General features: G+C 60.7%; 19 protein-coding genes and 1 riboswitch. Of the genes, 8 read left to right on the top strand and 11 right to left on the bottom strand.

Going from position 1 to position 20,024, the window contains the following annotated elements; all coding sequences use genetic code 11:
* Window positions 1–35: 35 nt before the first annotated feature.
* Window positions 36–1,136: a polyamine ABC transporter substrate-binding protein gene (locus B1722_RS00885; RefSeq protein WP_007960451.1), complete on the bottom strand. Its 1,101-nt coding sequence runs from the start codon at window positions 1,134–1,136 to the stop codon at window positions 36–38.
* A gap of 348 nt (window positions 1,137–1,484) precedes the next feature.
* Window positions 1,485–2,891, bottom strand: coding sequence for a cytosine permease (locus tag B1722_RS00880; RefSeq protein ID WP_041062615.1), 1,407 nt, complete (start codon window positions 2,889–2,891; stop codon window positions 1,485–1,487).
* A gap of 324 nt (window positions 2,892–3,215) precedes the next feature.
* Between B1722_RS00880 and B1722_RS00875 the strand changes: the two genes are divergently transcribed.
* A complete protein-coding gene (locus tag B1722_RS00875) occupies window positions 3,216–3,701 on the top strand; it encodes a flavin reductase family protein (RefSeq protein WP_086790921.1) in 486 nt (161 codons plus the stop codon).
* Between the two features lie 63 nt (window positions 3,702–3,764).
* Window positions 3,765–4,808 (top strand): LLM class flavin-dependent oxidoreductase, encoded by a 1,044-nt coding sequence (locus tag B1722_RS00870; RefSeq protein ID WP_086790920.1) that lies wholly within the window; start codon window positions 3,765–3,767, stop codon window positions 4,806–4,808.
* A 73-nt stretch (window positions 4,809–4,881) separates the two neighbouring features.
* On the opposite strand, the gene B1722_RS00865 is transcribed toward B1722_RS00870, so the two are convergent.
* Window positions 4,882–5,331, bottom strand: a complete 450-nt coding sequence (locus B1722_RS00865; protein ID WP_086790919.1) for a helix-turn-helix domain-containing protein — start codon at window positions 5,329–5,331, stop codon at window positions 4,882–4,884.
* Window positions 5,332–5,503: 172 nt separating this feature from the next.
* On the opposite strand from B1722_RS00865, the gene B1722_RS00860 reads away from it, so the two are divergent.
* Entirely contained in the window at window positions 5,504–6,322 is an 819-nt protein-coding gene (locus B1722_RS00860) for an alpha/beta fold hydrolase (protein ID WP_041062624.1), read from the top strand.
* A 29-nt stretch (window positions 6,323–6,351) separates the two neighbouring features.
* Here B1722_RS00860 and B1722_RS00855 read toward each other — a convergent pair whose 3' ends face one another.
* Genes B1722_RS00855 through B1722_RS00835 form a run of 5 tightly spaced genes read right to left on the bottom strand, consistent with a single transcriptional unit; the run spans window position 6,352 to window position 11,171 of the window.
* Window positions 6,352–8,379 carry an LTA synthase family protein gene (locus B1722_RS00855; protein ID WP_086790918.1) on the bottom strand — a complete coding sequence of 676 codons (2,028 nt, stop codon included), beginning with the start codon at window positions 8,377–8,379 and terminating at the stop codon, window positions 6,352–6,354.
* Between the two features lie 22 nt (window positions 8,380–8,401).
* Window positions 8,402–9,013 carry a membrane protein gene (locus tag B1722_RS00850; protein WP_041062631.1) on the bottom strand — a complete coding sequence of 204 codons (612 nt, stop codon included), beginning with the start codon at window positions 9,011–9,013 and terminating at the stop codon, window positions 8,402–8,404.
* A complete protein-coding gene (locus B1722_RS00845) occupies window positions 9,013–10,308 on the bottom strand; it encodes an exo-alpha-sialidase (protein ID WP_086790917.1) in 1,296 nt (431 codons plus the stop codon). Before B1722_RS00845 ends, B1722_RS00850 begins: the two co-directional genes overlap by 1 nt.
* A 51-nt stretch (window positions 10,309–10,359) precedes the next feature.
* Window positions 10,360–10,905, bottom strand: a complete 546-nt coding sequence (locus B1722_RS00840) for a cytochrome b/b6 domain-containing protein (protein ID WP_041062637.1) — start codon at window positions 10,903–10,905, stop codon at window positions 10,360–10,362.
* The gene (locus B1722_RS00835) at window positions 10,905–11,171 is read right to left on the bottom strand and encodes a PepSY domain-containing protein (RefSeq protein WP_007960465.1); all 267 of its coding nucleotides are present in this window, start codon (window positions 11,169–11,171) and stop codon (window positions 10,905–10,907) included. Before B1722_RS00835 ends, B1722_RS00840 begins: the two co-directional genes overlap by 1 nt.
* Window positions 11,172–11,342: 171 nt before the next feature.
* Here B1722_RS00835 and B1722_RS00830 point away from each other — a divergent pair, with 171 nt between their 5' ends.
* The 3 genes from B1722_RS00830 (at window position 11,343) to mntP (ending at window position 14,338) form a co-directional block, all read left to right on the top strand.
* Entirely contained in the window at window positions 11,343–12,005 is a 663-nt protein-coding gene (locus B1722_RS00830) for a response regulator (protein ID WP_086790916.1), read from the top strand.
* Window positions 12,002–13,372, top strand: a complete 1,371-nt coding sequence (locus B1722_RS00825) for an ATP-binding protein (RefSeq protein ID WP_086790915.1) — start codon at window positions 12,002–12,004, stop codon at window positions 13,370–13,372. The genes B1722_RS00830 and B1722_RS00825 overlap by 4 nt, the downstream gene beginning before the upstream one ends.
* Window positions 13,373–13,595: 223 nt before the next feature.
* A riboswitch (yybP-ykoY riboswitch) is annotated at window positions 13,596–13,768 on the top strand.
* A gap of 6 nt (window positions 13,769–13,774) precedes the next feature.
* Complete coding sequence (mntP, locus tag B1722_RS00820; RefSeq protein ID WP_086790914.1) at window positions 13,775–14,338, top strand: manganese efflux pump MntP; 564 nt, start codon at window positions 13,775–13,777, stop codon at window positions 14,336–14,338.
* Between the two features lies 1 nt (window position 14,339).
* Here the strand turns inward: mntP and B1722_RS00815 are convergent, their stop codons facing one another.
* The 3 genes from B1722_RS00815 to B1722_RS00805 form a co-directional block, all read right to left on the bottom strand.
* Window positions 14,340–15,053, bottom strand: a complete 714-nt coding sequence (locus B1722_RS00815) for a DUF72 domain-containing protein (RefSeq protein WP_086790913.1) — start codon at window positions 15,051–15,053, stop codon at window positions 14,340–14,342.
* A gap of 216 nt (window positions 15,054–15,269) precedes the next feature.
* Window positions 15,270–17,057 carry a thiamine pyrophosphate-requiring protein gene (locus B1722_RS00810; RefSeq protein ID WP_041062650.1) on the bottom strand — a complete coding sequence of 596 codons (1,788 nt, stop codon included), beginning with the start codon at window positions 17,055–17,057 and terminating at the stop codon, window positions 15,270–15,272.
* 235 nt (window positions 17,058–17,292) lie between these two features.
* Entirely contained in the window at window positions 17,293–18,186 is an 894-nt protein-coding gene (locus tag B1722_RS00805; RefSeq protein WP_086790912.1) for a LysR substrate-binding domain-containing protein, read from the bottom strand.
* Window positions 18,187–18,362: 176 nt separating this feature from the next.
* Here B1722_RS00805 and B1722_RS00800 point away from each other — a divergent pair, with 176 nt between their 5' ends.
* Window positions 18,363–18,983, top strand: coding sequence for a LysE family translocator (locus B1722_RS00800; protein WP_086790911.1), 621 nt, complete (start codon window positions 18,363–18,365; stop codon window positions 18,981–18,983).
* A gap of 73 nt (window positions 18,984–19,056) precedes the next feature.
* Window positions 19,057–19,896: a glutathione-dependent disulfide-bond oxidoreductase gene (gene yghU, locus B1722_RS00795; protein WP_086790910.1), complete on the top strand. Its 840-nt coding sequence runs from the start codon at window positions 19,057–19,059 to the stop codon at window positions 19,894–19,896.
* The last annotated feature ends 128 nt before the right edge of the window (window positions 19,897–20,024 follow it).

The raw sequence follows: 20,024 nt of genomic DNA, 5'->3' as shown, positions 1-20,024 counted from the left end.
CGCAGCCTGCGGCAACTCCTACAGGGAGGAGGCGGTTACTTGTCGGACTTGATGCTGGTCCACACCCGGGTGCGTACGCGTTCGAGTTTTTGCGGTAGGGGCTGGACGACGTAGAGGGTTTTCAGGGCTTCAGGCGTTGGCGTCAGGTTCGGGTTGGCGGTGATGTCTTTGTTCACCAGCGGCATCGAGTCCTTGTTCACGTTCGGGTAGCCGAGGAAGTCGCTGATCGGCGCAATGACTTTCGGATCGAGCAAGGTGTTGAGGAATTCGTGGGCCTCTTCGACGTTCTTCGCGCTCTTCGGAATGGCGAAGGTATCGAACCAGATCGGCGCACCTTCCTTCGGCAAGCGCCAGTCGACCACCACACCGTTGCCCGCCTCTTTCGCACGGTTGCCGAACTGATAGAAGCTGCCGGAGTAACCGATGGCCACGCAGATGTCGCCGTTGGCGATGTCGGTCATGTACTTGGCCGAGTTGAAGTAGGTCACGTACGGACGAATCTTCAGCATCAGGTCCTTGGCCTTTTCATAGTCGGCCGGGTTCTGGCTGTTCGGGTCGAGGCCCAGGTAATGCAGGGCCAGCGGCAGAATTTCCGAGGGCGAATCGAGCATCGCCACGCCGCAGGATTTGAGCTTCTCCATGTTTTCCGGCTTGAACACCAGATCCCAGCTGTCCACCGGCGCGTTGTCGCCAAGCGCGGCTTTGACCTTGGCCGGGTTGAAGCCGATCAGCACCGTGCCATACATGTAGGGCACGCCGTACTGGTTGCCTGGGTCGTTGGCGTCGAGCAGTTTGAGCAGCGCCGGATCCTGATGGCTCCAGTTCGGCAGTTTCGACTTGTCGAGTTTCTGGAACACACCGGCCTTGATCTGGGTGTCGATGAACTGGTTCGACGGCACCACCAGGTCGTAACCGGAGTTGCCGGTGAGCAACTTGGCTTCCAGCGATTCGTTGGTATCGAAGGTATCCCAGGTCACTTTGATGCCGGTCTTCGCGGCGAAATCCTTGGGCACCGACGGCAGAATGTAATCCGCCCAGTTGTAAACCCGCAGCTCGCGCTGCTCGGCGTGTACCGCGCTGGCCAGCAGCGTCAGCCCACACACGGTGGCACCCAGAATGCGTTTCATCGTGACCATGGTTGTTTCCCCGGAATGCGACGTGAGATCGATGGTTTTTATGTTCTGTACACGGCAGCGGCTGTAAAAGTAGCCAAGGGCAAGTAAAGTCCAGCGTTTTGTTGTGGCTTTGATTCTTGCCGACCGCGGGGTTGCGGCACAGTGGGTGATGGGCCAAAAGGGGATCGAAATGGCCAATTTGAATGACCGCACGAATGCTCAAGGTCTAAGGAAACATCACTTGTGGTGAGGGAGCCTGCTCCCGCCGGGCCGCGCAGCGGACCTCGCTCTTCAATTCAGAAAAGCAGGGGCCTGCTGCGCAGTCCAGCGGGAGCAAGCTCCCTCGCCACGGTTTTATTGGTGATCGGGTCAGTCGGTATAAGTCAACTGCGCCGCCCTGCTCTGCCGGGTCTGCCCGCGTGTGGCGAGGCAGTAATACAACGGCACCGTCACCACCAGGCCGAACAGCCACGACAGATCTGCACCGTCGACCAGATTGGCGTAAGGCCCGACGTACAGCGACGTATTGGCGAACGGCAGTTGCACAATGATCCCGATGAAATAGGCAATGATCGCGTGCAGATTGAAGCGCCCGTAAATGCCGCCGTCCGCGCGGAAAATCGAGCTGATGTCATAGCTGCCGCGCTTGATCAGGTAGAAGTCGATCAGGTTGATCGACGCCCACGGCACCAGCACCAGCAACAACGCCAGAATCAGCCCGATGAACTGCGAAATGAAATCCGCCGAGGCACCCAGCGCCACCACGCAGCAACCCGCCAGCACCACGCTCGACAACACCACGCGCACCCTGATGCTCGGCGTCCACTGGCTGGCGAACGTCTGGATCGAGGTGATGATCGACAGCACTGCGCCGTACAGATTCAGCGCGTTGTGGCTGATGATGTTGAGCAGAAACAACACCATCAGTATCGGCCCCAGCCAACCGGTCGACTGCTTGACCGCCGCCATCGCCTCGGTGCCTTCCGGCGTCGCCAGCACTGCCACGGCGCCGAAACTGAACGACAGAATCGTCCCCAGTGTCGCGCCCATATACGTGGCCCAGAACGGTTTGACGATGCCGATATCCGCCGGCAGATAACGCGAATAGTCGGACACGTACGGCGAGAAGCTGATCTGCCAGATGATCCCCAGCGACACCGTTGCCAGCCAGCCCGACAGGTTGAAGCTGCCGCGCGTCAGGAAGTCCGCCGGCAAATCGTGGGCGAAGATGTAGAGGAAGCCGGCGAGCAGCGCGCTGCCCATCACCCAGGTGCCGATGCGGTTGAGCGTGTGGATGAAGTTGTAGCCGATCACGCCAATCGCGGTGGCCGCCAGTGCACCGATCAGAATGCTCAACGGCGCCGGTACCGACGGCGCAATGCCGACAATCGATTTACCGGCAAGCACGATGTTGGAAATGAAGAAGCCGATGTAGATAAGCGCCGCAAAAAACACGATCAACAATGCGCCGTAACGCCCGAACTGACCGCGACTCTGGACCATTTGCGGAATGCCCATGCGCGGGCCTTGCGCCGACGCCAGGGCGATCACTACCCCGCCGATCAGGTGCCCCAGCGCAATCGCCAGCAGCCCCCAGAGCAAATCGAGATGGAACACCTGAACCACCATGGCGCCGGTGACGATGGGCAGTGGCGCGATGTTGGTGCTGAACCATAAGGTGAAAAGGTCGCGAGCCTTCCCGTGGCGTTCCGCGAGTGGGACGTAGTCGACCGTGTGATTCTCGATCAACGGATCTTGCCGGGACATCTGGGACATATGCATGAACTCGAGTTTGTCTGTTCTTATCTTTGTATGAAGCCAAACCGGGGGGACTCTGCGGTCGCCCCTCAGATGCAGACCATATTATGGTATTCCAAACATTTCACAAGACTGATCCGTAGTTCAAGGCGCTATCTGATCCGTTATCCTCACTGATTCTGCGGCCTGCAGGCCAGCCGAGAGCTCAATAAACGCTGAGTTTCCGACGAAAGCACCACGTTTATCGGTTCAGCCTAAAAGCCCTTGCAAAGAAAAAATACTGGTATACCATCAGACCAACAAATACATAAAAATCGCGTCACAACACCCGAGGATCGTCCAATGATCGATGCTGCCATCTACAAACAAGTCATGGGCTCGTTTCCGTCCGGCGTCACTGTCATCACCACGCTGGACGATGACGGCCAGATCGTCGGCCTCACCGCCAGCGCCTTCAGTTCACTGTCGATAGACCCGGCCCTGGTGCTGTTCTGCCCCAACTACAGTTCCGACTCCTACCCTGTGCTGATCAAGAACAAACGCTTCGCGATCCACGTCCTGTCCGGCGGCCAGCAGAGCGAAGCCTACGCCTTCGCCCGCAAAGGCAAGGACAAAGCGCAAGGCATCGAGTGGACATTGAGCGAGTTGGGCAACCCGATCCTGGCCAACGCGACGGCTATCATCGAGTGTGAGTTGTGGCGCGAATACGAAGGCGGCGACCACGCCATCATGGTCGGCGCGGTGAAGAACCTGATCGTCCCGGAACAGCACACCGGGCCGCTGGTGTATTGCCACGGCAAGATGGGCGCCCTGCCCGTTCTGGCCTGATCAAGATTTCAGCCCTCCCACACAGTTTTGTAGCCTCAACAACAAAAGATCCGAGGAAGCGTCATGAAATTTTCCCTGTTCATCCACATGGAACGCTGGGACGAAAGCATCAGCCACCGCCAACTGTTCGAAGACCTGACCGAACTGACCCTGATGGCCGAGGCCGGCGGTTTCAGCACCGTGTGGATCGGCGAACACCACGCGATGGAATACACCATCTCGCCAAGCCCGATGCCGCTGCTGGCCTACCTCGCCGCCAAAACCACCACCATCCACCTCGGCGCCGGCACCATCATCGCGCCGTTCTGGCACCCGCTGCGGGTGGCCGGTGAATGCGCCCTGCTCGACGTCATCAGCAACGGGCGCATGGAAGTCGGCCTGGCGCGCGGCGCCTATCAGGTTGAATTCGATCGCATGGCCGGCGGCATGCCCGCCTCCAGCGGCGGCCAGGCCCTGCGCGAAATGGTCCCGGTGGTCCGCGCCCTGTGGCAAGGCGATTACGCCCACGACGGCGACATCTGGAAATTCCCCACCTCGACCAGCGTGCCGAAGCCCATCCAGAAACCCAACCCACCGATGTGGATCGCCGCCCGTGACCCGGATTCACACAACTTCGCCGTGGCCAACGGTTGCAACGTGATGGTCACGCCATTGATGAAGGGCGACGAAGAAGTCGTCGACCTGAAGAACAAGTTCCAGACCGCCCTGGACAACAACCCCGACGTTCCGCGTCCGCAACTGATGGTGCTGCGCCATACCCACGTGCACTCGGCGGACGATCCGGACGGCTGGAAAGTCGGCGCCAAGGCGATCTCACGTTTCTACCGCACCTTCGATGCGTGGTTTGGCAACAAGGAAGTACCGGTCAACGGCTTCCTCGCCCCAAGCCCGGAAGAGAAGTTTGCCGGGCGTCCAGAGTTTGAGCTGGAGAGTTTGCACAAGACAGCGATGATCGGTACGCCGGAAGAGATCATTCCGCGGATCAAGTATTACCAGGAACTGGGGGTGGATGAGTTCAGTTTCTGGTGTGACAACAGCTTGCCGCATGCGGAGAAGAAGAAGTCGTTGGCGTTGTTCATCAAGCATGTGGTGCCGGCGTTTCGCTAAGGACCCTACAGGTTGAAACCGAACAAACAAACGCTCCAACGCTGTGTCGGGGCGTTTGCATTTAAACCTTCAATCAGTGCACTACGCCAAGTTTCGTCGACACCTCGCCAGCCCCCAGCACACGGCCGTCAGCCGCCTGCAACTCAAGCTTTCTGATCGGCTGCCGCTGCTGCGCGTCAACCATCACCGAACCCGGTTCCCCCGGCGCATACAGGTGCTCGCCGCCCCACTGCGACAGCGCAACGATCACCGTCTGCAAAGCCTTGCCGCGTTCGGTCAGCACGTATTCCTTATAAGCACCGCCATCGGCGGCCGGCACCGTTTGCAGAATCCCCTGCTCCACCAAGGCCTTGAGCCGGGCGCTGAGCATGTTCTTGGCGATGTCCAGATTCTTCTGGAAATCGCTGAAGCGGCGAATGCCCTCCAGCGCATCGCGGATGATCAGCAGCGACCACCAGTCGCCGATCAAATCCAGCGTACGGGCGACCGGGCAGGCGTTGCCGTGCAGGCTTTTGCGCTTCACAGGATGTTTCTCCGTCAAATCCAGCGTGTGGTTGCATCTTACAACTGTGTTCGCGGGAAAGAACCACGCCGACAGCGCAGCACCTGCATACAAGTGGCCACGGTCGATTGCGCGGATAGTGAATCCTGCTTTTACAGCCCCTCCCCAACGCGTACTCAAGCAAGGAGTTTCCATGAGCACATTCACTACCGATGACGGCACACAGATCTATTTCAAGGACTGGGGCAGCGGCAAGCCCGTGCTGTTCAGCCATGGCTGGCCGCTGGATGCCGACATGTGGGAATACCAGATGGAATACCTGAGCAGTCGCGGCTACCGCACGATTGCCTTCGACCGCCGTGGTTTCGGGCGCTCCGATCAACCGTGGAACGGCTATGACTACGACACGTTTGCCGACGACATCGCGCAACTGATCAAACACCTCGACCTGCGCGACGTCACGCTGGTCGGTTTCTCCATGGGCGGCGGCGACGTCAGCCGCTACATCGCCCGCCACGGCAGCGAGCGCGTTGCCGGGCTGGTGCTGCTCGGCGCGGTGACGCCACTGTTCGGCAAGAAGGCCGACTATCCGCAAGGTGTCGACACTTCGGTGTTCGACGGAATCAAGGCCGGCCTGCTCAAGGATCGCGCGCAGTTCATCGCGGACTTCGCCGCGCCATTCTACGGCACCAATCAGGGCCAGAAAGTCTCCGACGGCGTGCTTACGCAAACCCTGAACGTCGCCCTGCTCGCCTCACTCAAAGGCACCGTGGATTGCGTCACCGCATTCTCGCAAACCGACTTCCGCCCGGACATGGCGAAGATCGACGTGCCGACTCTGGTGATCCACGGTGACGGCGATCAGATCGTGCCGTTCGAAACCACCGGCAAGCAGGCCGCCGCGCTGATCAAGGGCGCCGAGCTGAAAGTCTACGCCGGCGCGCCCCATGGTTTTGCCGTGACCCACGCCCAGGCGCTGAATGAGGATTTGCTGGCCTTCCTCAACCGCTGAAAACACTGCGCTGACCGGGTGCAGCCCGGTCAGCGCACGTTGCGATACAACATCAGCCGCGCACTCTCGTGCAGACCCCGCGTCAGCTCCATCAGGCGCTGGAATTCCTCGGGGTTCTGCCCGGCGACGTTATCCAACGGGGTCTTCGACGCCAGATCATGCAGGGTCGGCGAGCTGCCGTCATGCTGCATCTGCAGGAGGAAATCCTTGGTTACCCCGCCAATTACCGGGAACGTCCCCTCGCGCAGCACCAGCGGCACCACGCGCTCACCTTCCGGCGCCGGTTGCTGGACATCGCGGCCCATCGCACCATTGCTGAACGGCACGCCAGCCATCCCCGCCACCGTCGGCAGCAGATCCGTCAGCCCCACCGCTTGCTCGATGACCTTTGGCGCCAGCAGCCCCGGCGCATGAATCAGCATCGGCACATGATTGCTTTCCAGGCCCAGTTGCTCAAACGCCGGCGGCATGTGCGGGATCTGGCTGATGCGCGTGTTGTGGTCGCCGAAGAACACAAAAATCGTGTTGTCGTAATAGCCGCCGGCCTTGGCCAATTCCATCAATTTGCCGATATTGAAATCCAGCAGGCGCACCGCGTTGTATTGCTCGACGCTACGTGACCCAGCGGCCTGCACCTGTTCCAGCGACAGGTTGCTGACCCGGAAGCCGTCGTTGTCCTTGGGAATGGTGAACGGCCGATGGTTGCCCGAGGTTTGCACGTAAGCGAAGAACGGTCGGTCCATCGGCAAGTCGCGCAAGATGCGGTCGCTCTCCTTGAACAGATCCAGATCGGAAATCCCCCACACGTCCACCAGCGGCGAACGCCAGTCACTTTCGTGATACAGGCGCACGCCATCGATGCTCTGTTGGATCAGCGCATTGATATTGGCCCAGCCGGCGTTGCCGCCGATCATGTAGAGCTTCTGGTAATCGGTGAACGCATTGATCAGCGTGTGCTGACGGGTGATCAGCGGGTGGCGCGTTGCGGTCTCGCGGCGGGTAACGTCGGGAACGCCGGTGATACTCGCCCACACGGTTTTCGCGGTGCCGGTGACTGGCACATAGAAGTGCTTGAAGAACCAGCTTTGGCTCGCCAGTTGATCGAGGTTCGGTGTCGGGTTCAGCGGGTTGCCATAGGCGCCGACGGCGCTGGTGCCCAGCGATTCGAGCATGACGAACATCACGTTCGGCGTGCCCTGAAGCCGATACGGCTGCACGCCTTGCTGACGTTCGAACGTCAGGCGTTGCGGGTCCGGTCGATCCACGCCCATATAGCGGGCAATCAACGGATAGTGCTCGCGCACCTGCGCCTCATCGAATTGCGCCTGCCCGGTTTTCAGCGTGTCGTACAGGAACAGCACCGGGTTCAGACCGACCGCGGCGATCTGCGCGTTACCGGAAAAGAACGCATCGCTCCAGCGCAGCGGCACCGGGTTTTCCAGATTGAGATTGTCCACCCGGCCAAGCAATGCCAGCAGTACCGCGACCACCCCCAGCCCTGTGCCAAATGCCAGCGATGGACGCCGGACAGATTTGGCTTCACGGGCCAGCGTCAGACGTTCCAGTTGCACGAAACCGTAGAACCAGACGCCCAGCACAGCCAACCAGCCGAGCGCGATCCACAGCACCGGATAAGTTTCCCAGACCATCTGTTGCGAGATCTGCGCGTCTTCCAGATAACGCAGCACCGTGGCGTTGATCCGCACGCCAAGATAGGCGTAATGACCGAAATCGATGATGTACAACAGGCCGATCACGCCGAGCGCCAGCAGCCAGTAAACCCGTGCGACCCAGCGTAACCACGGCAACCGCGTGAGGTTCCAGCGCGGCACCCAGGCCAGCAGCGACAACGGCAGGATCAGCAACACGGCGAGGCGCAAGTCGAAACGCAAGCCGATGCCCAAGGTTTCGCGCAGTGTCGGGTTATCGACGAACTCACTGGGCGCGATCCCGGAAAACCCCAGCACGAACACCAGCCTGAGCACGGCAAACAACAAGAACGCCAAACCTGCCGCACCCACGCCGTAGCGCAGGCGTCGCGATTGCAACCAGCCCATCATTGACCTCAGTGTCGTTGGTTCAAATAGAAGATGTCGTGCTTGCCGGTGCGGCTCGCAGCAGACGCCAGACCTCGCGGCTGCACAGCGCCGCAGCGGTGACCAGGCAATAACCCAACAGCAGCGGATCGATCAGGTAGTCCCAATAGTTTTCCGAAGCCTTGAGACGCAAGGCGAACGCCAGCGTGCCCATCGCGAGCATCGACACGGCCAGCGTGTTGCGCAGCCACAACAGCGCCAGTGCCAGCACACCGATACAGACGATCATCGGCCGTGGGTTGAAGCCCCAGCGGTATGGATCGAAATAGGTCAGGCCCATCGTCGCCGGGTACAACAGCGCGGCCAGCACGGTGAACAGCACCAGCATCTGCACCCGTGCCGACAATGTCTGCCGCTCGACCACACCCAGCCGAACCAGACTGGCCCAGCCGAGCAACACCAGCGTGGTAATCGCCAGATCATCGGTGACACTGCGCACGTACGCCGCTAACGGCAGATCGTTGACTGGCACAAAGCTGACCAGCGCCAGCAGCGGCAACAGCCACGGACGCCAGCGTTGCGTGAAGTGCAGCGAGCCGAGCAAGACAAAAGCGAGCAGGACGAACGTCAAATGGGCTTGCCAGAGCAACAGCATCACAGGCGCTCCTCGAGCCACGCTTCATTGAAGCTGACGTGTTTGATGAAGGTGTTATTCCACGAATACACCAGGTGATAGAGCCCATCGCTGCCGCGACTGAAGTACGGATACTCGTACTCGAAATCACAGCCCTGCGGCTTGCACACCCGGTAGTCCAGATTGCTCAGAAAGCGCGCTTCCAGCGGCAGACGACGCGCCCCGCTGGAAGCACGAAAGCCTTCGCCGATGATTGCCTTGTAAGCGTCGGGCGCGAACGGCTGGCCAAGCGGATCGGGCGAGTGATCGAGTTCGATTACATTGCGCCAGTTGCTCAGGTTGGCATCGGTGCCGTAGAGGCTGAGTTTGAAGCGTCCGTCCTGCAGATCATTGAGCGCCACCAGCAAACCGTTGTCGTCGGTACCCACGGCCGCCAGCGACGAATTGGGGTTGGCCGGTTCCAGCGGATACGGCTCGCTCCAGGTCTGCCCGGCGTCCTCGGTGCGGCTGGCCAGCACCCGATGATGGGTGTCGCCGGCATAACGCAGCATGGCCACGGCACGTTTTCCGTCCAGCGGCACAATGGTCGGCTGCAACGAATGCTTGCCACGGCTGATACGGAATTTGTCGGTCACCGCGCCGTCGGCGCTCAGGTACAGGTACTCGGCGAATTTGCCCATGAACTCGTGATACACCGGCAGGCCGATCGAGCCGTCGGCATGGAACACCGGCGCAGCGCGCACCAGCGTACTGATGTTGAAAAACGGTGAGGTGATCAGCTGTCGCGGGGCTGACCAGTTGCGCCCGAAATCATCCGAGACCATCACGTTGATCGCACTGGTGGCCCAGCCGCCGACGGATACCGAGACATAGAACATCCACAACCGTTGATCCGGCGCGAGGGCAATCACTGGATTGCCCAATTTGCGGATATAGCGACGGGTGCCGTCGCGGGTCGATTCGCGGGTGGCCAACACCTGCTCGGCGCCCCACTCCGCGGAGTTGGCGTCGTAACGGGCGGTACGGATCTGTACGTCGGCAGCGCCCTCGCGGGAACCGGCGAACCACACCGCCATCATGTCGCCGCCCGGCAGCGCGGTCACCGACGACGAGTGCACGAAATCATTCAATTGCGAGGAGACGAAGCGACTGCTGTACAGCGGCTCTGGTGACTGCAGCGAAGCATCCACCGGCGGCGTGGCCACGGCAAATGGCGCCAGCAAATGAGCCGGATGACTGCGCCAGGCGCCCCAGAAAACCAGGCTCACGGCCAGTCCGCCCAGGACAAATTTCAAGCGATCAGGAAGCGCACGCATAGTGGACTCACGGCAAAAACAGGATGGAGGGCAATCGGCAAAACATCCTTGTCAGCGCGGCGGATCGTCCGGCAAGCGCCGTCGGCGTCCGGTGAGCATCGACAACGGCAAGTTGTCGCGCAGCAGAAAACTCTCGAATAACGCGGCGGCGATGTGCAGACACACCAGCACCAGCAAGGTGTCGGTAGCGAATTCGTGTACCTGCAACGGCCAGTCGGCACCCCACAGGGCGTCGATCTCTTCCATGGCCCAGCCGCTCACACCGGCGGTGAACATCGCCAGCAACATCGACAGCATCACCAGTGCGCCAATCGGTGAATGCCCGAGGCGATGCTCGGGCCGTCCGGCAATCAGCGAGCGCGCATGAGCGATCAACCGCGTCGGTGTCGGCCAGAAATCCGCCCAACGCGCACTGCGCGGCCCGACGAATCCCCAGACCAGCCGCACCAGCAGCCAGCCCATGGCGTAATAGCCGAGCCAGATGTGCCAGGCGTCACCGGCTTCATTGAAGAAGTAATTGGCAACGAAGACGCCCGCGATGGACAGATGAAACAGCCGCACCACGGGGTCCCACAGGCGCACGGAGGCGTTCGGCATCAGCCCTTGATCTCGGTTTTCACCGCTTTGCCGCTGACCGGGTCGTGGTAGATCTCGACTTTGCGCTTGTCCTTGTCGAAGCCGTAGATCTCGTAGCAGTTGCCGTCGGTAACCTTGAATTTGCTGATCTCGTAGCCCTGAGCCTTGAGCTGCTCCTGAAAGGCTTTCTGGTCTTGCCATTGCGAGCGTTCGGCGGTGGTGCATTGCGGGCCGGCGACGGCCAACGGGCTGGCAACGATGAGGGACAACAGCAGAAGTTTGCGCATGGAAACACTCTCGCTCGATGAGGAAGGCCTCACTGTGCAAAAGCAACCTTAGTCGAAGCTTAGTTGGCAACGAGTCGTTACATCTTTCCCGTCGGGTCAGCTGCCACAGCCGGCTGCACAGCGGCATGATGCCGCCGGTCAACCGCCCGTATTTGCTCAAGAGAATCCGTTATGCGCCTATTGCTGGTCGAAGATGATCGCGCCCTCGGTCAAGGCATTCGCGTTGCCCTCGGCAGCGAAGGCTACACCCTCGATTGGTTGCAGGACGGTGCCAGCGCCCTGCACGCCCTGCGCAGTGAAAGTTTCGACTTGTTGTTGCTCGACCTCGGCCTGCCACGGCTCGACGGTCTGGCGCTGCTGCAACGCTTGCGTGGCGAACAACAGGATTTGCCGGTACTGATCCTCACCGCCCGCGACGGCACCGCCGAACGCATTGCCGGGCTGGATGCCGGCGCCGACGACTATCTGATCAAACCCTTCGACGTCGATGAATTGAAGGCGCGCATTCGCGCCCTGCTACGCCGCAGTCAGGGCCGTGCGCAACCGGTGCTTGAGCATGCGGGCGTGTGTCTCGATCCGGTCACGCAGCAGGTCAGCTGGCACGGCACTGACGTGGTGGTGACGCCGATGGAATATCAACTGCTGCATCAACTGATGGCTCGTCCGGGCAAGGTCGTCACCCGCGAACGCCTGTCGCGAGCGCTGTACGGCTGGCAGGACCGGGTCGAAAGCAACACCCTCGAAGTGCTGATCCACAACCTGCGCAAAAAATTCTCGAGCGAATTGATCCGCACCGTGCGCGGCGTCGGCTATGTGCTGGAGCTCAAGCCATGATTTCCATCCGTGCGCGGATTTTGGTGCCGGTGCTGATTCTGGTACTGATCGGCGACCTGCTGATCAGTTGGCTGGTGCTGCGCGACAGCCACCATGAAATCGAAGAGGTCTACGATGCCCAACTGGCACAAAGCGCGCGCCTGTTGCAAGGCGTGCTGGCCCAGCGCGCGCCCGGCGACAACGACTGGAGCCGGCTCTATCAGGCCTTCGATGACGCCATGAGCCGGGTCGGCGACGGCGAGGCCGCGCACCCTTACGAAACCCGTCTGACTTTTCAGGTCTGGCGCAGCGACGGGCAATTGCTGGTGCGCTCGGCCGAAGCGCCGGAGCTTGCCGCACCCCCCACCACCCTCGGCTCCCACGACCTGATGGAGAATGGCCGCGACTGGTGTGCGTTTCTGCTCAAGGATTCGCAGCAAGGATTGCTGATCTGGGTCGGCGAGCGCGACGACATCCGTCAGGACCTGATCGAGCGCATCGTCGGCCACACGTTATGGCCGAGCCTGATCGGCGTACCGCTGCTGGCCGCGCTGATCTGGCTGACCATCGGCTGGGGCCTGCAACCGCTGCGGGCGATGGCGCAGAGCATTCGCGGACGAGATACCGAAACCCTGAAACCGCTGCACCTCAGCCCCCTGCCCCACGATCTGGAGCCGATGCAGACCGCGCTCAATCGCCTGTTGCAGCAGATCGACAATCTGCTGGCGCGGGAGCGACGCTTCATCGCCGACGCCGCCCATGAACTGCGCACGCCGCTGGCGATCCTGCGGATCCACGCGCAAAACGCGCAACTGGCCGCCACGCCGCAACAACGCGAAGAGGCACTGGAATATCTGGTCAGCGCAGTGGATCGGGCGACGCGCATCGCCAGTCAATTGCTGACCATGGCGCGCATCGAACCGCACCTGGCCAATCCCGACACCCGCACTGTGGATCTGACCGAACTGGTGCGCGAAGAGCTCGCCGAACTGGCGCCGCTGGCCATGGAAAAGGACGTCGAACTGATCCTCGACAGCGACCACCACTGCCCGGTCGACACCGACCCGGTAGCCCTCGCCATCGCTTTGCAGAACCTGGTGACCAACGCCCTGAATTTCGCCCCGCCGGGCAGCGAGGTACGGGTTCAGGTGCAACCGCAGGCGGGAGGCGCGGTATACATCAGTGTCGAGGACGCCGGGCCCGGTATCAACGAGCAGGAATACGCACGACTGTTCGAGCGTTTCTACAGCCACGGCCACGGCAACGGCGCCGGGCTGGGGCTGGCGATCGTACAGATGATCGTCAGCAAGATCGGCAGCACGTTGCAGCTGTACAACCGACCGCAGGGCGGGTTGTGCGCGGAGTTGCGGATCAATGAGGAGCGCTGAGCTGACAGGTTCGAGCGTAACTCTGTGTGAAGATATCTGTGGCGAGGGAGCTTGTCGAATCGTCGCACCGTCCCGCTGGACTGCGCAGCAGGCCTTCTGCTGTTCGACAAAAGAAGGGCCGCTTCGCGACCCGGCGGGAGCAAGCTCCCTCGCCACAGAGTCTTGCGTTTATCGATCGCCTCAATGCTTTTGACAAAATTTTCATGTTTGCCCCCATAAGATTCGCAGCCTCGTTGGGGAGTAGCCTGTTTCCGAGTCCCTCGGAAGCGTTCGTATCAACATTCTCGGCAACCTGCCGTGGTACGAACACCTTTTGGTTGGTGAGACCGACGACACATCCATGCCTGAAGTCGGGCGTGTGGTTGTGTCGTTGACTCATAGCCCGACTGGAAGTGTGCCCCCGTGAATCCTGTTTCCCTCATATTCCTTGCTTTGGCCATGTCCACGGATGCGTTCGCCGCAGCCATCGGCAAAGGCTCCAGCCTGCACAAACCACGTCTGAGCGAAGCGCTGCGCACCGGCCTGATCTTCGGCGTGATCGAAGCCATCACCCCGATCATCGGCTGGCTGATCGGCCAGGCTGCCACCCGCTGGGTCGCCGAATGGGACCACTGGATCGCCTTCACCCTGCTGCTGATCCTCGGCCTGCACATGATCTATAACGGCCTGAAGCACGAAGACGAGGAAGAAGAAAAACCCGGTCAGCACTCGTTCCTGATTCTGGCGGTCACCGCGTTTGCCACCAGCATTGACGCGCTCGCGGTCGGCGTCGGCCTGGCGTTTGTCGACGTGAATATCTGGGTGGCGGCAGCGGCCATTGGCCTGGCGACCATGACCATGGTGACTATCGGCGTGATGCTCGGCCGGGTGCTCGGTGCGGTCGTCGGCAAGCGTGCGGAAATGGTTGGTGGCGTGGTGCTGATGATCGTCGGCGCGACCATTCTGTATGAGCACTTGTCAACCTGATTCAAGCCCGGCTCAGCGCCGCCAGCGTCATCGCGTTGCCCAACGCGGCGCCGCTGGCGGTGTTGTCGAAGATGCACCAGACGCTGGCCCCATCAGCAGCGCAAAGCTGCATGTCCTGCGCAAGTTGCTGCAGATAAGGCAACTCATAAGCACTGTGATAAATCCGTGGCGACCCGTGCAGTCGCCAATAGCGCACCCCCGTCCAGCCCTGCGCCGAACCATCGGTACTGATCCGCGACGGATCGACCATGGCCTGGGCAATCCGATACGCCTGCAGCATCGGCGCCGCCGCCACCCATGACTCATGCCGTGGCTCAAGCACCACGGCACCGGCGAAGCGTTGGCGCAACGCCACGAAAAACGCCTCTGCGCTTGTCGGTTCAAAGGCCAGCGACGGTGGCAGTTGCACCAGCAAGCATCCCAGCCGATCGGCCAGCCCCTCGCACTGCCCGAGAAACTCGTCCAGCGCTTGATCACAGTCCCGCAGACGCCATTCATGAGTGATCTGCTTTGGCACCTTCACTGAAAAGCGAAAGCCCGGCGGCACCGAATCCGCCCAGCGCGCATAGGTCTGACGCCGATGCGGACGATAAAACGAGCTGTTGATTTCCACGCAGTCGAACCGCGCCGCGTAACGCTGCAGATGCGTACCCTCGCCCGGAAACTCTGGCCAATAATCACGCCCCAGACTCCAGCCTGCGCAACCGATGAACATCAAAAAAGCCCCTTCGCCGCTTCACGCATGAAAATCTCCACGGTCTTCGTTCACAGAGTCAGGACACAGCGAAATACCTGTGGGAGCTGGCTTGCCAGCGAAGGCGCCGACACCTCCACAATCGCTGCACCTGACACAACGCTTTCGCGAGCAAGCTCGCTCCCACAGGGTTCTACGGCGGTCACAGATTTGGTGCGCGACGAAGCGCCTTCAGGATTATTTTTTGCCGGGCAGGACGCTGGCCAGTACCTGTTTGGCGGCCTGCACGATCACCCCCGCCTCGTCCGGGTCGCCCTTGAGCAAGGTCGTGGCGAATTTCTTCGCCTGTTCGAGCTTGATGTGCGGTGGCAACGGCGGCACGTTGGGGTCGGTCTTGAACTCGATCAGCACCGGTACGTCCGAGGCCAATGCCTGCTCCCAGGCGGCAGCGACGTCCTCGTCGCGGTCGACGAAAATCCCTTTCAGGCCGATGGAAATGGCGAACAGGTGATACGGCACATCGGGAATGCTCTGCGAGGCTTCGAACTTCGGATCGCCCTCCATCACCCGCTGCTCCCAGGTGACCTGATTCAGATCCTCGTTATTGAACACCGCGCAGATCCATTTCGGGCTGCTCCATTGGCGCCAGTATTTGGCGACGGTGATCAGTTCGGCCATGTTGTTCATCTGCATCGCACCGTCACCCACCAGCGCAATCACCGCACGCTCGGGGTGCGCAAACTTGGCGGCGATCGCATACGGCACGGCAGCGCCCATCGAGGCCAGGCCACCGGACAGCGAACATTGCATGCCCCGGCGAATCTTCAGATCACGGGCGTACCAGTTGGCGCAGGAACCCGAGTCGCTGGTGATGATCGCCTGCTCCGGCAGGCGCGGTGACAGCTCGTACACCACCCGCTGCGGATTGATCGGATCGGCTTTGGCCATCGCACGCCTTTCCAGGGTTTTCTCCCAACTGCCGCGCCAGCCCTCGATCTTTTTGCGCCACTTGTGCGAGGTCTTCTGTTCGAGCAACGGCAGCAGCGCGGCGAGGGTTTCGGCGGAGTCACCGACCAGATTGACCTCCATTGGATAACGCAGGCTGAGCATGTCTGGCTGCAGGTCGATCTGCACGCCGCGCGCCTGACCTTCCTTGGGCAGAAATTCGGCATAGGGAAAACCCGAACCGATCATCAACAAGGTGTCGCACTCGCTCATCATCTTGTAGCTCGGCTCGGTGCCCAGCAGGCCGATACTGCCGGTGACCCACGGCAAATCGTCCGGCAGCGCGGCCTTGCCGAGTAACGCCTTGGCGACGCCAGCACCGAGTTTCTCCGCGATGGCGATCACTTCATCCGTCGCTTGCAACGCGCCAGCGCCGACCAGAATCGCGACTTTTTCACCGCTGTTCAAAACGTCGGCGGCGCGCTGCAGATCCGCCTCGTAGGGCAGCACTTTCGGCTTGGTGTATCCGACGCCGGAATGCGCAGTGCCGTGTGCCCGCGCCGGTGGCTCGTACGCAAGATCCTGCAAATCATTGGGCAGGATGATCGCCGTCACCCGCCGCTCGCCAACCGCCGTACGCACGGCGCGATCAAGCAGATGACGCACCTGCGACGGCGCCGACGCCTGCTGCACAAACGCCCCGGCCACGTCCTTGAACATCGAGACCAGATCCAGCTCCTGCTGGTAATGACTGCCGAGCGCCGTCCGTGCCTGCTGGCCGACAATCGCCAGTACCGGTTGATGATCCATGCGTGCGTCGTATAAGCCGGTGATCAGGTGCGAAGCACCCGGTCCCGAAGTGGCGATGCACACGCCCAACTCGCCAGTGAACTTGGCGTGGGCCGACGCCATGAACGCGGCCATTTCTTCGTGCCGGGCCTGAACGAATTCGATCTTGCCATTGGCTCGGGCGAGCGCTCCGAACACGCCATTGATGCCGTCCCCCGGATAACCAAAAATCCGCGTGACGCCCCATTGGCTGAGCCGCTCAACCAGAAAATCGCCCACTGTCGTCGTCATTTCGTTCCTCGCCTGTCACCGATACATGAAGCCTGCCCGGCGAGACATCCGCCGGGCGGTACATGGGTCTGGACAGTCGGGACGCGCGCGAAGTTTCGATTGTTTTTTCCCGACGGCATTGCCGAACCGCTCACTGTAGGAGCTGCCGCAGGCTGCGATCTTCTGACGTTGTTTTTGGTGCATGCAGGAACGAGCGGCGATGACGCCTGACCCATTGACTGCAGCCCCTCTGTCGTCAAGGCTTCAGATCATCCACGAGCGGTGGGCTGCACGCACTCATCTGCTGGGTAATCCACTCGCGAAAAAGCATGGCATTGGCGCTCTGTTCAAAGGGGCGCGGTGACAACAGGCAATAGCTCGAACCGTCCCGCACAAAGCCGAACGGCGCGATCAACTGGCCGGACTTGAGTTCGTCCTGCACCATCAGAAACGACGCCATACCGACGCCCAGCCCGGCCAGCGCGGCCTGAATGCACAGGTAGAAATGCTCGTAATCGACCCGACTGACATCCGATGCGTTCATGCCAGTCAGTCGTATCCAGTTGTCCCACGCCTGCGGGCGCGTCTTGCTGTGCAGCAGGCAGGCGCCACGCAAATGATCACCGTCAGGTCGACTGGACGGCACGCAGACCGGGCCGATCCACTCTTCACAAAGGGTCACGCCGTGCACGGTTTCGTCCCAATGGAAATCGTCGCGGCGGATCGCCAGATCCACGCCTGAACGAGCGAAGTCGATCGGCCCGCCGGCCGTCAGCAATTGCACTTGCAACTGTGGATGCGCGCTGTGGAAGTCGGGCAGATGCGGGATCAGCCATTTCATGGCGATGGTCGGCTCGCAGGACACCACCAGCACGTCATCGTGGACTTCGCGTTGCAGGCGATAAACCGTGCTCTGCAACTGTTCGAACATCGGCGCGGTGACATTGAACAGCAAGCGCCCGGCGTGGTTGAGAAAGATCGCGCGGTTACGCCGTTCAAACAACTCGACCCCGATCGCCTCCTCCAGCAAACGCACTTGGCGGCTGACCGCGCCGTGGGTGACGTGCAGCAGTTCGGCAGCCTTGACGAAACTCTGGGTCTGGGCGGCGGTGTTGAAGAAGCGAAAGGCAGCCAGCGGAGGCAGGTTCATATAGGCGATGATTTCTCACAGATTTTCGCGACTATAAATCGTTTTTTTTGCCAGTGACAATCCCCCATCATGGCGCCACTCGTAGTCTGTCGCATCCTTCTAAATTTTTGCAAGAATGACTTCGGACAGTGCATCTGTGAAATCAAGTAGCGCAAATGACGCGATGGAGCGTAGGGATGAATGAATTGTTTCTGGTAATCGCCATCACTGTTCTGGCGGTGATCAGTCCCGGCCCGGACTTTGCCATGGTCACTCGCAACAGCTATGCCTACGGCCGACGCAGTGGTCTGCTCGCTGCGCTGGGCATCGCTTGTGGCGTGCAGGTTCATGTGTTCTACACGGTGTTCGGGGTGGCGCTGATCATCACTCAGTCACCCATGCTGTTCTGGATGATGAAGCTGCTGGGCGCCGGCTACCTGGTCTATCTGGGCATCAAGTCCTTTACCAATAAATCGGTGCTGACATTTGCCAATGCGAGCGCTTCGGCACCCCGTGCCTGGAAGGTGTTCTGCTCAGGTTTTCTGACCAATGCTCTGAATCCGAAAACCATGTTGTTCGTGGTGGCGGCGTACAGTCAGGTGGTGGAGCCAGGCAGTTCGCTGACGATGAACTTCGCCTATGGCCTGTTCATGTCGGTCATTCATTGGCTGTGGTTCAGTCTGGTTGCGCTGTTTTTCTCCACTGAACGGTTACGCCGTCGCCTGCTGGAAAAACAGCGGCTCCTCGACAAGTTCATCGGGATTGCGCTGATGGGGCTGGCGGTGTGTTTGATCATTCCGGGGGTTGCGCAGTCTTGAGCTAGAGCGTTTATGCTGTCGTGTCTGATACCCGTCAGCTCATTCTCGGCAAGTTCACCATGAGGCCCATTTCATGAGTAAAGCGCCCTACGCTCCGCCCAAGGTCTGGAAACACGAAGCGCCGTCCGGCGGCCATTTCGCCAGCATCAATCGCCCGATTGCCGGGCCGACGCATGACAAGACATTGCCTGTCGGCAAACACCCGCTGCAGTTGTATTCACTGGCGACGCCCAATGGCGTGAAGGTCACCATCCTTCTGGAGGAGCTGTTGGCGTTGGGGCATTCCGGCGCCGAATATGACGCCTGGCTGATCCGCATCAACGAGGGCGATCAGTTCTCCAGCGGTTTTGTCGAGATCAATCCGAACTCGAAGATTCCGGCCCTGCTCGACCGCAGCGTACAGCCGCCGATTCGGGTGTTCGAATCCGGTTCGATCCTGCTGTATCTGGCAGAGAAATTCGGCGCCTTCCTGCCGAAAGACCCGGCTGGCCGCACGGAAACCCTGAACTGGTTGTTCTGGCAGATGGGCTCTGCACCTTATCTGGGCGGCGGCTTTGGGCACTTCTATGCGTACGCGCCGGAGAAGCTCGAATACCCGATCAACCGCTTCACCATGGAAGCCAAGCGTCAGCTCGATGTACTCGACCGACGCCTCAAGGAAAGCCGCTACCTGGCCGGCGACAGCTACACCATCGCCGACATCGCGGTCTGGCCGTGGTACGGCCAACTGGTGCGCAACAACGTGTATTCGGCCGCCGAATTTCTAGCGGCCCACGAATACACCCACGTGCAGCGCTGGGCAGAGGACATCGCTCAACGCCCTGCGGTGATGCGTGGCCAGCGGGTCAATCGCACTTGGGGTGACGAGGCGAGCCAGGTTGCGGAGCGACATCAGGCCAGCGATCTGGACTGACGCCACATTCCCACAAAGATTTGTGCTGGACAGGGGCATCCCGGTTCACAGCAACCTTTGTGGGAGCGAGCTTGCTCGCGAAGGCGCCAAGTCAGTCAACACTGACATAACAGACCTACCGCTTTCGC

Origin of the sequence: Pseudomonas sp. SCPG-7, from assembly GCF_002156405.1 — a bacterium.
Classification (GTDB): domain Bacteria; phylum Pseudomonadota; class Gammaproteobacteria; order Pseudomonadales; family Pseudomonadaceae; genus Aquipseudomonas; species Aquipseudomonas parakoreensis.
Note: the sequence above shows the minus strand (reverse complement) of the source record. Positions and strands in the feature narration are given on the sequence as shown.

Bases quoted from the DNA above. Each gene is read 5' to 3' on its own strand.
- B1722_RS00800 (WP_086790911.1), top strand. From the start codon at position 18,363: ATGAATGAATTGTTTCTGGTAATCGCCATCACTGTTCTGGCGGTGATC.
- B1722_RS00835 (WP_007960465.1), bottom strand. From the start codon at position 11,171: ATGCGCAAACTTCTGCTGTTGTCCCTCATCGTTGCCAGCCCGTTGGCC.
- B1722_RS00805 (WP_086790912.1), bottom strand. From the start codon at position 18,186: ATGAACCTGCCTCCGCTGGCTGCCTTTCGCTTCTTCAACACCGCCGCC.
- B1722_RS00825 (WP_086790915.1), top strand. From the start codon at position 12,002: ATGATTTCCATCCGTGCGCGGATTTTGGTGCCGGTGCTGATTCTGGTA.
- B1722_RS00855 (WP_086790918.1), bottom strand. From the start codon at position 8,379: ATGGGCTGGTTGCAATCGCGACGCCTGCGCTACGGCGTGGGTGCGGCA.
- B1722_RS00830 (WP_086790916.1), top strand. From the start codon at position 11,343: ATGCGCCTATTGCTGGTCGAAGATGATCGCGCCCTCGGTCAAGGCATT.
- yghU (WP_086790910.1), top strand. From the start codon at position 19,057: ATGAGTAAAGCGCCCTACGCTCCGCCCAAGGTCTGGAAACACGAAGCG.
- B1722_RS00850 (WP_041062631.1), bottom strand. From the start codon at position 9,013: ATGCTGTTGCTCTGGCAAGCCCATTTGACGTTCGTCCTGCTCGCTTTT.
- B1722_RS00845 (WP_086790917.1), bottom strand. From the start codon at position 10,308: ATGCGTGCGCTTCCTGATCGCTTGAAATTTGTCCTGGGCGGACTGGCC.
- B1722_RS00810 (WP_041062650.1), bottom strand. From the start codon at position 17,057: ATGACGACGACAGTGGGCGATTTTCTGGTTGAGCGGCTCAGCCAATGG.
- B1722_RS00815 (WP_086790913.1), bottom strand. From the start codon at position 15,053: ATGTTCATCGGTTGCGCAGGCTGGAGTCTGGGGCGTGATTATTGGCCA.
- B1722_RS00840 (WP_041062637.1), bottom strand. From the start codon at position 10,905: ATGCCGAACGCCTCCGTGCGCCTGTGGGACCCCGTGGTGCGGCTGTTT.
- B1722_RS00870 (WP_086790920.1), top strand. From the start codon at position 3,765: ATGAAATTTTCCCTGTTCATCCACATGGAACGCTGGGACGAAAGCATC.
- B1722_RS00860 (WP_041062624.1), top strand. From the start codon at position 5,504: ATGAGCACATTCACTACCGATGACGGCACACAGATCTATTTCAAGGAC.
- B1722_RS00885 (WP_007960451.1), bottom strand. From the start codon at position 1,136: ATGGTCACGATGAAACGCATTCTGGGTGCCACCGTGTGTGGGCTGACG.
- B1722_RS00875 (WP_086790921.1), top strand. From the start codon at position 3,216: ATGATCGATGCTGCCATCTACAAACAAGTCATGGGCTCGTTTCCGTCC.
- B1722_RS00880 (WP_041062615.1), bottom strand. From the start codon at position 2,891: ATGTCCCAGATGTCCCGGCAAGATCCGTTGATCGAGAATCACACGGTC.